Below are 12,420 nucleotides of genomic sequence, written 5' to 3'. Positions count from 1 at the left end.
TTTGACGGAACAACGGTCATGGCGGGGTCTCCTGCCCGCCCGGCTGCCCAGGGCAGCGCGGCGCGGCGAATGGAAGAAAGAAAGGTCTGGCGCACCATCATTCGTGCTCCTTGCGGGGCGCGGCCAGCACGGGGTGGGCGGTGCCACCGGTGCCTGGCGCGTGCGAGATGGGCGCCACATGCGCGCCATGCTCCACCAGCGGGCGGTTGCCAGCGAGCTTGCGCAGCAGCACGTAGAACACGGGCGTGAGGAACAGGCCGAAGGCCGTCACACCGATCATCCCGGCAAACACCGCCACGCCCATGGCGCTGCGCATTTCGGCACCCGCACCGGTGGACAGTACCAGGGGCAGCACGCCCATCACAAAGGCCAGCGAGGTCATCAGGATGGGGCGCAGCCGCAGGCGGCTGGCCTCGATGGCAGCCTGCACGGGCGTGCGCCCGGCAAACTCCAGCTCGCGGGCGAACTCCACAATCAGGATCGCATTCTTGGCCGACAGCCCCACCAGCACGATGAGCCCGATCTGCGTGAACACGTTGTTGTCGCCCTTGGTGAGCCACACGCCCGTCATCGCGGCCAGGATGCCCATGGGCACGATCAGGATGATGGCGATGGGCAGCGTCAGGCTCTCGTACTGCGCGGCCAGCACCAGGAACACCAGCAGGATGGCCAGCGGGAACACCAGCACGGCAGAGTTGCCCGCCAGGATTTCCTGGTAGGTCAGCTCGGTCCATTCGAAGGTGATGCCCTGGGGCAGCGTCTCCTTGGCGATGCGCTCGATGGCCGCTTGCGCCTGGCCCGATGAATAGCCGGGCGCGGGGCCGCCGTTCACATCAGCAGCCAAGTAGCCGTTGTAGCGCATGGCACGCTCGGGGCCAAAGCTGGGCTCCATCTTCATCAGCGCCGACAGGGGCACCATCTCGCCGGTGGCAGAACGCACCTTGAGCAGGCCCACATCTTCAGCACGCGCCCGGTAGGCCGCATCGGCCTGCACACGCACGCTGTAGGTGCGGCCGAACTGGTTGAAGTCGTTGGCGTACAGGCTGCCCAGGTAGATCTGCAGCGTGTCGAAGATGTCCGTCACCGGCACACCGAGTTGGCGCGCCTTGGTGCGGTCGATGTTGGCGTACAGCTGCGGCACGTTGACCTGCCAACTCGTGAACAGTCCGGCCAGCTCGGGCGTCTGGTAGGCCTTGCCCATGAAGGCCTTCACAGCCGCGTCCATGGCTTCGTAGCCCAGCGATGCGCGGTCTTCGATCTGCAGCTTGAACCCGCCCGTGGTGCCCAGGCCCGCCACAGGGGGCGGCGGGAACATGGCGATGAACGCGTCCTGGATGCCGCCGAACGCCTGGTTCAGCTGCCCTGCCACGGCGCCGCCGCTCTGGTCCGCACGCGTGCGCTCGGCAAAGGGCTTGAGCGTGGCGAACACGATGCCGGAGTTCGAACTGTTGGTGAAACCGTTGATCGACAGGCCCGGGAAGGCGATCGCGTCTTCGACGTTGGGGTTCTGCTTCATGATCTCGCCCATGCGGCGGATCACGTTATCGGTGCGGTCCAGCGTGGCGCCGTCGGGCAGCTGCGCAAAGCCGATCAGATACTGCTTGTCCTGCGCGGGCACGAAGCCGCCGGGCACGATCTTGAACAGGCCGACTGTGGCGCCCACCAGCGCAAGGTAGATCACGAACATCAGCGCCTTGCGGCCGATGACGCGCTTGACGCCGCCGCTGTAGGCCTCGGAGCCGCGATGGAACAAGCGATTGAAGCCGCGGAACAGGCCGCCGAACACCTTGTCCATGCCGCGCGTGAGCGCATCCTTGGGCTCGTCGTGGCCCTTGAGCAGCAGTGCTGACAGCGCGGGCGACAGGGTCAGCGAGTTGATCGCCGAGATCACCGTGGAGATCGCGATGGTCACCGCAAACTGGCGATAGAACTGGCCCGTGAGCCCGCTGATGAAAGCCAGCGGCACGAACACCGCCACCAGCACCAGTGCGATGGCAATGATGGGGCCGGACACTTCCCGCATGGCGCGGTAAGTGGCCTCGCGCGGGGTCAGGCCCGCCTCGATGTTGCGCTCGACGTTCTCCACCACCACGATGGCATCGTCCACCACGATGCCGATGGCCAACACCAGCCCGAACAGGGAGAGCGCGTTGATCGAGAAGCCCAGCAGGTGCAGCACGGCAAACGTACCCACCACCGACACCGGCACAGCGAGCAGCGGGATGATGGACGCGCGCCAGGTCTGCAGGAACAAAATCACCACCAGCACCACGAGGGCGATGGCTTCGAGCAGCGTGTGGATCACGGACTTGATCGACGCACGCACGAACTGCGTAGGGTCGTACGCAATCCGGTACTCCACGCCTTCGGGCATGTTCTTCTGGATCTCGTCCATGGTCTTGCGCACGTTGGCCGAGATGTCGAGCGCGTTGGAGCCCGGCGCCTGGAACACGCCCATGCCCACGGCAGGGTCGTTGTTGAGCAGCGAGCGCAGCGAATAGTCGGCCGCGCCCAGCTCCAGGCGGGCGATGTCGCGCAGGCGTGTCACCGCACCATCCGCACCGGTCTTGACGATGATGTCGCCGAACTCTTCCTCGGTCTGCAGGCGGCCCTGCGCGTTGATGGACAGTTGCAAGTCCACGCCGGGCAGGCCGGGCGATGCGCCCACCACGCCGGCCGCGGCCTGCACGTTCTGGCCGCGGATGGCGGTCACCACATCGCTCGCCGAAAGGCCGCGCTGTGCAACCTTTTGCGGGTCAAGCCAGGCGCGCATGGAATAGTCGCCACCGCCGAAGACCTGCACCTGGCCCACGCCACCGATGCGGGCGAGCCGGTCTTTCACGTTCAGCACGGCGTAGTTGCGCAGGTAGTCAATGTCGTAGCGGTTGTTGGGCGAGACCAAGTGGACCACCATGGTCAGGTCTGGCGCGCTCTTCACCGTGGTCACGCCCAGGCGGCGCACTTCCTCGGGTAGCCGGGGCTCGGCCTGCGAGACGCGGTTTTGCACCAGTTGCTGGGCCTTGTCGGGGTCGGTGCCCAGCGCGAAGGTCACCGTGAGCGTCATCACGCCGTCGGTGGTGGCCTGGCTGCCCATGTAGAGCATGCCTTCCACGCCGTTGATGGATTCCTCCAGCGGCGTGGCAACGGTTTCGGCGATCACCTTGGGGTTGGCGCCCGGGTACTGTGCGCGCACCACCACGGAGGGCGGCGCGACTTCAGGGTATTCGGAGATGGGCAGACCGCGCAATGCGATCAGCCCTCCGAGAAAGATGAGCACCGACAGCACCCCCGCGAAGATGGGGCGGTCGATGAAAAATCGGGAGAGATTCATGGATGCAAATTCCTGGTGTTACTCTCGCTCAGGCCGCTGGCGACCTGCTGTTGTTCTTGGCTTGCTTGGGGTCGCTGGCCATCTCGGCCTTGGCGGTCATCGGCACAGATTGCGGTGCCACCACAGCGCCAGGGCGCACGCGCTGCAGGCCGTTAACGACGATGTTCTCGCCCGCCTTCAGGCCCGAGGTGACCACGCGCAGGCCGTCAATCGGCGCGCCCAGCGTGACTTCGCGGTATTCGGCCTTGTTGCCCTCGCCCACCACCATCACGAACTTCTTGTTCTGGTCGGTGCCCACGGCACGCTCGTTGATGAGCAGAGCCTGCGTGTTCTTTGCCTGACCCATGCGGATGCGGGCGAACTGGCCGGGGATAAGTGCACCGTCTTCGTTGTCGAACACCGCACGCACACGCACCGTGCCACTCTTGGCATCCACTTGGTTGTCGATGAGCTGCAGGCGCCCTGCGTGCGGCGTGCCGCCCGTGGTGCCGGTGCCCATCTGCACGGGGATGCGCTCAATCAACTGACGGGCGCTGTGGCCGCGCTGGCCGCTTTGCAGGTCGGCCAGGGCCTTCACCACAATCTGCTCATCGGTATCAAAGCTCGCGTAGATCGGGCTCACCGACACCAGCGTGGTCAGCACGGGGGCACCTGCGCCGGCCGCCACCAGGTTGCCCACGGTGACTTCGATGCGGCCCACGCGGCCCGCCACAGGGGCGCGCACCTGGGTGTAGCCGAGGTTCAGTTTCGCGGTCTGCAGCGCGGCCTGGGCAGCACGCAGGTTGGCATCGGCCTCACGCTGGGCGTTCTGGCGCTCGTCGTGTTCGCGCTGGGCAATGGCGCGGTCTTCGAGCAAGCGGGTGGCGCGCTCCAGCTCGCTGCGCGCATACGACAGGCGGGCCTGCGCAGCAACCACCTGCGCTTCGGCGCGGTCCACCTCGGCTGCGTAAGGGGCAGGGTCCACCGTGACCAGCAGGTCGCCCTGCTTCACGAGCGAGCCTTCACGGAAGTGCACGGCCTGCACGGCGCCTGCGACGCGCGGTCGCACGTCCACGCGCTGCACGGCTTCGAGTCGGCCTGAGAACTCGTCCCACAGGGAGATGTCTTTCTGCACCACGGCAGCCACGGAGACGGGCATGGCCGGTGGCTCGGCCGCGCCGCCCGTGGCCTGTGCTGGAGGGGCCTGGAAGACCAGGATCGCGGCGGCGACGGCGGCCACCACGGCAGTGGCAATGGTGGCCAGGCCCAGAGGGCGGCGTGCGGAGAACGTGTTGAATGTCATGGTCTTCTTCAATCGTTGAGGCCGCCCTTGTGGGGCGGCCGGGTGGAGGGCAACGCGGCAATCCGGCGCGCACGCGATGCCCAGAACAGGTGCCATTGCAACCGGCCGCTTGGCAGTCTCGGCAATGACACGGTGAGAAGGTCAAGCCCCGCAAAAAATCGCCGGGCCGCCGGGTTGCTCGCCCTACCAGACGCGGCAGAGCGAGGTGTTGTGACAGACGCCGGGGCGGGACTGCCTGTGTTGGTTTGTCTGCATGGGTTCCTCCTGGGGGCTCCGATCAGCGGTGCTGAAAAATGCGGGCAAAGGCCCACCCTTCCGGCGCCAAGGCGCCAGAAAAAGCGAACGGGAAACAGGGCGTGCAACCGCCGGCGTGTCAAAGTGCGCCGAGCAAGCGGGCCTCAGGCGGCCAATGCTTCAGTCAGAAGCCCGACATCGGGTGGCGTCAAAAAACAGGCGAAGCTGTGCCTGCACATCCAGAGCACAAGGGCACTCGGCAGGGCTGCTTTGCAGCAAGGCGTCGGGCCACTGCTCGGCCTTGGAAAAAACGTGCCGCGTAACCTGCAGCCCCGCGCCTTCGAGGCGGTCCGCATAGGCCAGGGCCTCATCGCGCATGGGGTCGGTGTCACCCACCAGCACCAGTGTGGGCGGAAGCCCCGCAAGCCGGTAAGCGGCTGCCGGCACGGCATAGGGATGGTCAGCATCGCGGGGGCAACGCAAAAACTTGCGCCAGCCCTCGGCCCATTTGCAGCCGGTTGCGCTGCCGGTTGCCTCGCGCAACGAGGCCGTGCCCACGCAGGGGTCAAGCATGGGCGACAGCAATATCTGCCCGGCCAGCGGTGGATGCGACTGGTCGCGCGCCATCAGGGCCACGGCAGCGGCCAGATTGCCGCCCGCCTCCTCGCCGGCCAGGTACACGGGGGCTCCCGGCCCTCCCAGCCGGGTGCGGTGGCGATGCACCCACTTGAGCACGTCATAGCCAATCTCAACCGGCTGCGGAAAGGGGGTGAGAGGGTAGCCTACCGAAACCACCACGGCGCCCGCGCCTTGCAGCAAGCCGGCCACGGTGCCGCCGTTGTCCAGGTCACCCGACACGAAAGCGCCCCCATGGAAATGGACCACCAGCGGCAGCACCTGCCCGGCTTTCTTTCGGCCATACATGCGCACAGCCACGTCTTCTCCCTTCGCCGCCTCAATGGTGACGGTGGTGCAGGTGACGGGCCCGCCCTCGGGGCGGAGCAACGGCACTGCCGTGGGTTGCGATGGGATGGGCGAGCGGTCGGAGGACATGGTGTGGCCCCGTGGGGCCGGCATTGGTTGAACGATGGATGAAATGTAGTGCGAAGAAACCCTGCGATAAACCAGAGAAACACTGCCGCACTGTTTCCAAAACCCCAACAATCGCAGGGTGCTTCGCGTGTGAGAATTCTTTGGCACCCACTGGTGGGTGCCATACAAGGAGAGCCCATGGACCAGATACAGGCCATGCGCATATACGTTCGGGTGGTCGAAGCCGGCACGTTCACCCGCGCCGCCGATTCGCTTTCGCTGCCCAAGGCCACCGTGACCAAGCATGTGCAGGCGCTGGAAGAGCGCCTGCGCGTGAAGCTGCTCAACCGCACCACCCGCCGCGTGACCGTGACGGCCGACGGTGCCGCCTACTACGAGCGCACCGTGCGCCTGCTGACCGACCTCGACGACATCGAGGCCAGCATGACCAATGCGCGCTCGAACCCGCGCGGCCGGCTGCGCGTGGATGTGGGAACGGGCGTGGCGCGCCTGCTCATCATTCCGAACCTCGCGCAATTCCATGCCCGCTACCCCGACATCCAGGTGGACCTGGGCGTGAGCGACCGGGTGGTGGACCTCATCGGCGACAACGTGGACTGCGTGATCCGCGGCGGCGAGCTGAGCGACCAGTCGCTGGTCGCGCGCCGCATCGGCAACCTGGAGTTCATCACCGTGGCGTCCCCCGGCTATCTCGAGCGCCACGGCGCGCCGCAGCACCCCATCGACATCGAGCGCCGCCACAACAGCGTGATTTATTTCTCGCCGCAGTCAGGGCGGCACTACCCGCTTGAATTCCGCAAGGGCGAAGAAAGCATCGACATCACCGGCCCCTATTTGGTAAGCGTGAACGAGAGCAACGCCTACCTGTCTGCCGCGTTGGCCGGCCTGGGCGTGGCGCAGATCACCACCTTCCAGGCCACGCCCTATCTGGACGACGGCAGCCTGGTGCAACTGCTGCCTGAGTGGTCACAGCCATTGCTGCCCGTGTACGTGGTGTACCCACCCAACCGGCACCTGAGTGCCAAAGTGCGTGCCTTTGTCGATTGGGCGGCCGAGCTGTTCCAGCGCGACCCCCATCTGCAGCGCACCGCGGCGCCGAGTACGGTGCCCGGCCGCCTTATGCTTGCGGCATGAACGCCCACGAGCCCGCCACTCCCCCGCCCACCCCCGAGCAGCCCACCGCCAGCGGCCCCGCGCGCCAAGCCCACAACCCGCTGCATGGCGTGACACTCGAAGCCATGGTTGTCGCCCTGTCGCAGCATTTTGGCTGGCGCGAACTGGGAGAGCGCATCCCCGTGCGCTGCTTTCAAAGCGACCCCAGCGTGTCATCGAGCCTGAAATTCCTGCGCAAGACGCCGTGGGCGCGCGCCAAGGTCGAGAGCCTTTACCTCTTCATGCTGCGCGAGCAGCGGCGCAACCAGCAATCAGGCGGCTGAGCGGCGGGCCTTTCCGCCCGCGCCGGCGTGACCCAGGACCAGGGCATTGGCAGAGGTAATGCCCCGATGGACAGACGGCCTTTACACGCGCGCCAGGGCCTGCGCGATATCGGCCAGCAAATCCTCGGTGTCCTCGACACCCACGCTCATGCGCACCAGTGCATCGGACACGCCATTGGCCAGGCGCACCGCCTCGGGCATGCCGTGGTGGGTGGTGGAGGCCGGATGGCACGCCAGCGAATCGGCGTCGCCCACCGACACCGCCTGCGTCACGATGCGCAAGCCGTCCAGAAACCGCCGCGCAGCCGCCCGCCCACCCCGCAGATCCAAAGAAACGATGGCCCCGAAGCGCCGCATCTGCTGCACAGCCACACCGTGCCCCGGATGCATGGACAAGCCCGGGTAGTAGACCCGCGCAACCGCAGGGTGCGACTGCAGCCAGTGCGCCACGGCTTCGGCACTGGTGCAGGCCGCGTCAACGCGCAGCGGCAGCGTCTTGAGCCCGCGCAGCAGCATGGCCGCTTCGTGCGGGCTCAGGCAGCCGCCCAACTGCCCCATGCCCGCGGAGCGGACGAGGCCCATCAACTCCGCGCTGCCCACGGCAACGCCCCCTGTGGCGTCCCCGTGTCCGCTGATGAACTTGGTGGCCGAGTGCACCACCACATCAACCCCCAGCGCCAGCGGCTGCGTGAGGCAGGGCGTGGCAAAGGTGTTGTCGGCCACACTGATGGCTCCGGCCTCGCGCGCCATCCGGGCCACCTGCCGCACATCGATCACTTCGAGTGTGGGGTTGCTGGGCGTTTCCACGTACACGATGCGGGTGCCTGCCTCCAGCCCGGTGCACAACGCCTCCACCGAGCGAAAGTGGCGCACCGACACCCCCAGGCGTGGCAGCAGCGACCGCATGACACCGTCGGTGCCGCCGTACAGCGTGCCCACACAGGCAACGGTATCGCCCGCCTTGAGCAGCCCCAGCAGGCTTGCGCTGATGGCCGCCATGCCGCTGGCAAAGCCCACGGCGCTTTCGCCCCCCTCCAGCGCGGCCATCTTGCGCTCGAAAGCGGCCACCGTGGGGTTGGCAAAGCGGCTGTACACATAGCCCGGGGCCTGGCCATTGAAACGCCGCTCGCCCACGTCGAAATCGTCGTAGGCAAAGGCGGACGTGGCCACGATCGGAGGAGCGATCGCGCCCGTCGCTGGGTCGGGCGCCTGGCCGGCATGAACGGCCAGGGTGCGAAGGCCCCATGGGCGCGCAGTAGTGCCCTGGTGGTCCATGGATTCGGGGGTGGTCATCGGCGCTCTCCAACGGGATAAGCCATGGTGGACATGGAGATAACGGCCTTCGCCTGCCCGGCAGAAAGTCTGCCCGGCAAGGGCACCCGCCCGGGGCGCGTGCGCACCAGCGGATGGGCGCAAAAGCCCCGGCAGAACGTGGGGCGGAGGAAGGCCGCGCTTGCCCCGCAGCCAGGCGTCAGTCGGCCCCGGCCACGAGGAAATCGCGGCTGATTCTCTCACCCAGCTCGTTGACCCTGTCGAGAAAGCGGGTGAGGAAAGCGTGCAGGCCCGTGGCCAGGATCTCGTCGATGCGGCCGTACTGCAGATCGGCCAGCAACCGGCCGGCGCAGCGTTGCGTTTCGGCCGACTGCTCGTTGGCCACCGCCGCGAGGTTGTCCACCACCTCGCGCAGGCTCGCATGCAGCGACCGTGGCATGTCCCGGCGCAGAATCAGCAGATCGGCCACCCGCCCCGGCGTGATCACGTCGCGGTAAACCTTGCGGTACACCTCGAACGCCGACACGCTGCGCAGGATAGCGCTCCAGTGGTAGAAGTCGTTCTCCTGGTTGCGTTCGCTGGCGCGGCCAAAAAAATCGCTGTTCACCGCATGGAACTTCACATCGAGCAGGCGCGCCGTGTTGTCGGCCCGTTCGAGAAAGGTGCCCAGCCGCAGAAAATGAAATGCCTCGTCCTGCAGCATCGTGCCCAGCGTGACCCCGCGCGACAGGTGGGAACGGTACTTCACCCACTCGAAAAACTGTGCCGGGTCGCGCTCGAAGAAACCTTCTTCGAGCTGCCGTGTGAGTTCAAGCCAGGTCTGGTTCTGCGTTTCCCAGACTTCGGTGGTCAGCGCACCCCGAACGGCGCGGGCGTTCTCACGGGCCGCCCGCAGGCACGACAGGATGGATGACGGGTTGTTGCCGTCCCGCACCATGAATTCGAGCACCTTGGCAGGAGCCACCTCGCCGTGCCTGGCGGTGTAGGAGGGGATCAGCTCGCTGATCGACAGCAGCCCGAGCCAGCCTTCCTGGGCAACGGCGGTGGATTGCGGCAACAGCGAGGTTTCGTAGCTCACGTTGAGCATGCGTGCGGTGTTCTCTGCCCGCTCGGTGTATCTCGACATCCAGAACAGATGATCGGCAGTGCGGCTCAGCATATTTCCTCCCCGGGCAGAGAACACCGCACGCGCTGCGCGCGCACGCTGTGTTGTGGCGAAAGGCGGGAAGGCATCGCCTTTTCTGCCCGCTCGGTGTATCTCGACATCCAGAACAGATGATCGGCGGTGCAGCTCAGCATATTTCCTCCCCGGGCAGAGAACACCGCACGCGCTGCGCGCGCACGCTGTGTTGTGATGAAAGGCGGCAAGGCACCGCCTTTTCTGCCCGCTCGGTGTATCTGGACATCCAGAACAAATGATCGGCAGTGCGACTCAGCATGGCGCGCCCTCCCCTTCCCCCAGCACCCAGGTGTCCTTGGTGCCGCCGCCCTGCGACGAGTTGACGACCAGTGATCCCTCCTGCAAGGCCACGCGCGTGAGGCCTCCGGCCACCATCTGCACGTCACGGCCGCTGAGCACGAACGGGCGCAGATCGATGTGGCGCGGCGCGATGCCGCTCTCCACGTAGGTGGGGCAGGTGGACAGGCTCAGCGTGGGCTGGGCGATGTACCCGGCCGGGTTCGCGCGCAGAGCGCGGCCGAAGTCTTCGATTTCGGCCTGCGTCGCGGCCGGGCCGATCAGCATGCCGTAACCCCCTGCACCATGGACCTCCTTCACCACCAGCTCCGGGAGGTGCGCCAGCACGTAGTTGAGGTCATCCGGCTTGCGGCACATCCATGTGGGTACGTTCTGCAGGATGGGCTCTTCGCCCAGGTAGAAGCGAATCATGTCGGGCACGTAGGGGTACACCGATTTGTCGTCGGCCACCCCGGTTCCCACGGCGTTGCAGATGCCCACGTTACCGGCGCGGTAGGCCTCCATCAGGCCGGCGCAACCCAGCGTGGAGGTGCGGCGAAACACCTGCGGGTCGAGAAAATCGTCATCCACCCGCCGATAGATGACATCCACGCGCCGCAGGCCGCGCGTGGTGCGCATGTAGACGAAGCGGTCCTTGACCACGAGATCCTGCCCCTCGACCAGCTCCACCCCCATCTGCTGCGCGAGAAAGGCATGCTCGAAATAGGCGCTGTTGTGCATGCCCGGCGTGAGCACCACCACCGTGGGCTCGGCCACCGTGGCAGGGGCGCTGGCGCGCAGCGTTTCGAGCAGCAGGTCAGGGTAATGCGCGACGGGCGCGACGGCATGCAAGCTGAAAAGCTCGGGAAAGAGCCGCATCATCATCTTGCGGTTCTCGAGCATGTACGACACGCCCGAGGGCACGCGCAGGTTGTCTTCCAGCACGTAGTACACGCCCCGACCCTGCGCGTCGGCGGCGCGCACGATGTCGATGCCGGCAATGTGCGCGTACAGGTTGCGGGGCACTTGCACACCCGCCATCTCGGGCCGGTATTGCGCGTTGCGCAGCACCAGATCGGACGGGACAATGCCGGCGCGCAGGATGTCCTGCCCGTGGTAGACGTCATGGATGAAGCGGTTCAGCGCCGTAACGCGCTGCACCAGACCGCGCTGCATCTGCGCCCATTCGTCGGCCGGGATGATGCGCGGAATAAGGTCGAAGGGAATCAGCCGCTCATTGCCGGCGCCTCCCTCGTCCTTCGCGCCATAGACCGCGAAGGTGATCCCCACGCGCCGGAAGATCATCTCGGCCTCGGCGCGCCGTGCCTGCATTGCGTCCGGCGGCTGGCGCGACAACCAGTGGCCATAGCGTTTGTAGTGCTCGCGCACATCGCTGCCATCGAAAGGCAGCATGGCGTACATCTCGTCAAATTTCTGCATGGGCGAGCCTCCTGGACTCAGGATAGCAAGTTGCGCGCCCAGGTGTCATGCCCCATCACAGCAAAGGCGCGGGAGCGACCCGACGCTCGCCGGGCGCTTCGTCGCTGCCAGCGGGTTTCACCGCAGGCGCCAAACCATGCTGCCAATAGCGCGGCCTGGCTTCGCGCTCGCAGCGCACCTGCCGGGGTTGTGATGACTCCCAGGTGGCAGCGCCACAGAGCGCCGACTCCACCACGTGGATGTTGCGCTGCCGGTAGCGCTCAAGCACATCGGGCGCGGGGTGGCCAAAGCGGTTGCGGTAGCCTGCCTGCACCAGGGCGGTGCGCGGTTGCACGGCATCCAGAAATGCGGCGCTGGACGAGGTCTTGCTGCCATGGTGCGGCACGAGCAACACATCGGCGGCCAGCGGAGCGGCGCGGTCCACCAGGGCTTGTTCCTGTGCATGCTCGATGTCCCCCACCAGCAACGCCACCACGGACTGCGGCCCCGGCGTGGCAATGCGCAGCACGCAACTGAGGGCGTTGGCGCGCACACTGCGGGCACCGTCGTCGGATATGGGGTGCAGCACCTCGAAAACCACGCCATCCCAGTTCCAGCGCTGCCCGGCGATGCACGGCGTTGCGGGCCGCAGCGCCTGCAGCGCGTGTTCGGCCTCGATCGAACCCATCAGAGCCGCCTGGGGTTGCTGGGCCAGAACAGCCGCCGCGCCGCCCGTGTGGTCGGCATCGCGGTGGCTCAGCATGAGCACATTCAGCCGCTCCCCCAAGGCACGCAACAGCGGCACCACCACGCGGTGCCCCGCATCGCTCTCGCTGCTGAAACGGGGCCCCGCATCGTACAGGAGCGCGTGCGTGGCGGTGCGCACCAGCACGGCATTGCCCTGGCCAATGTCGGCCGCCAGCAACTCGAACTGGCC

10 protein-coding genes and 1 pseudogene are annotated in these 12,420 nt (G+C 66.7%); 2 read left to right on the top strand and 9 right to left on the bottom strand.

Annotation, left to right across the window (positions count from 1 at the left end):
• Positions 1-97: 97 nt before the first annotated feature.
• The 3 genes from ACDELDRAFT_RS13445 to ACDELDRAFT_RS13435 form a co-directional block, all read right to left on the bottom strand.
• Positions 98-3,331: an efflux RND transporter permease subunit gene (locus ACDELDRAFT_RS13445; protein ID WP_005797644.1), complete on the bottom strand. Its 3,234-nt coding sequence runs from the start codon at positions 3,329-3,331 to the stop codon at positions 98-100.
• 28 nt (positions 3,332-3,359) lie between these two features.
• On the bottom strand, positions 3,360-4,613 hold the full coding sequence (locus ACDELDRAFT_RS13440) for an efflux RND transporter periplasmic adaptor subunit (RefSeq protein ID WP_005797642.1): 1,254 nt from the start codon (positions 4,611-4,613) through the stop codon (positions 3,360-3,362).
• A 414-nt stretch (positions 4,614-5,027) separates the two neighbouring features.
• Entirely contained in the window at positions 5,028-5,900 is an 873-nt protein-coding gene (locus ACDELDRAFT_RS13435; protein ID WP_005797640.1) for an alpha/beta hydrolase, read from the bottom strand.
• A gap of 177 nt (positions 5,901-6,077) precedes the next feature.
• Between ACDELDRAFT_RS13435 and ACDELDRAFT_RS13430 the strand changes: the two genes are divergently transcribed.
• Together ACDELDRAFT_RS13430 and ACDELDRAFT_RS13425 are read left to right on the top strand one after the other, a co-directional pair.
• The gene (locus ACDELDRAFT_RS13430; protein WP_005797638.1) at positions 6,078-7,034 is read left to right on the top strand and encodes a LysR family transcriptional regulator; all 957 of its coding nucleotides are present in this window, start codon (positions 6,078-6,080) and stop codon (positions 7,032-7,034) included.
• Positions 7,031-7,336, top strand: a complete 306-nt coding sequence (locus ACDELDRAFT_RS13425; RefSeq protein ID WP_005797637.1) for a VF530 family DNA-binding protein — start codon at positions 7,031-7,033, stop codon at positions 7,334-7,336. The genes ACDELDRAFT_RS13430 and ACDELDRAFT_RS13425 overlap by 4 nt, the downstream gene beginning before the upstream one ends.
• Positions 7,337-7,417: 81 nt before the next feature.
• Here ACDELDRAFT_RS13425 and ACDELDRAFT_RS13420 read toward each other — a convergent pair whose 3' ends face one another.
• From ACDELDRAFT_RS13420 to ACDELDRAFT_RS13405, 6 genes and pseudogenes are all read right to left on the bottom strand, one after another.
• Entirely contained in the window at positions 7,418-8,629 is a 1,212-nt protein-coding gene (locus ACDELDRAFT_RS13420) for a trans-sulfuration enzyme family protein (RefSeq protein WP_005797636.1), read from the bottom strand.
• A 178-nt stretch (positions 8,630-8,807) separates the two neighbouring features.
• Entirely contained in the window at positions 8,808-9,767 is a 960-nt protein-coding gene (locus ACDELDRAFT_RS13415) for an alpha-E domain-containing protein (protein ID WP_005797635.1), read from the bottom strand.
• Positions 9,761-9,907, bottom strand: a complete 147-nt coding sequence (locus ACDELDRAFT_RS25085; RefSeq protein ID WP_005797634.1) for an alpha-E domain-containing protein — start codon at positions 9,905-9,907, stop codon at positions 9,761-9,763. Before ACDELDRAFT_RS25085 ends, ACDELDRAFT_RS13415 begins: the two co-directional genes overlap by 7 nt.
• A gap of 80 nt (positions 9,908-9,987) precedes the next feature.
• A pseudogene (locus ACDELDRAFT_RS26200) lies at positions 9,988-10,047 on the bottom strand (alpha-E domain-containing protein); the annotation flags it as partial.
• Positions 10,041-11,504 carry a circularly permuted type 2 ATP-grasp protein gene (locus ACDELDRAFT_RS13410; RefSeq protein ID WP_005797633.1) on the bottom strand — a complete coding sequence of 488 codons (1,464 nt, stop codon included), beginning with the start codon at positions 11,502-11,504 and terminating at the stop codon, positions 10,041-10,043. The pseudogene ACDELDRAFT_RS26200 and the gene ACDELDRAFT_RS13410, both read right to left, overlap by 7 nt.
• Before the next feature lie 55 nt (positions 11,505-11,559).
• Positions 11,560-12,420, bottom strand: an 861-nt coding sequence (locus ACDELDRAFT_RS13405; RefSeq protein WP_005797632.1) for a ComEC/Rec2 family competence protein, incomplete at its 5' end; no start/stop codon positions are given.

The sequence above is a fragment of the Acidovorax delafieldii 2AN genome (genome assembly GCF_000175235.1).
In the GTDB taxonomy this organism is placed as follows: domain Bacteria; phylum Pseudomonadota; class Gammaproteobacteria; order Burkholderiales; family Burkholderiaceae_C; genus Acidovorax; species Acidovorax delafieldii_B.
Note: the sequence above shows the minus strand (reverse complement) of the source record. Positions and strands in the feature narration are given on the sequence as shown.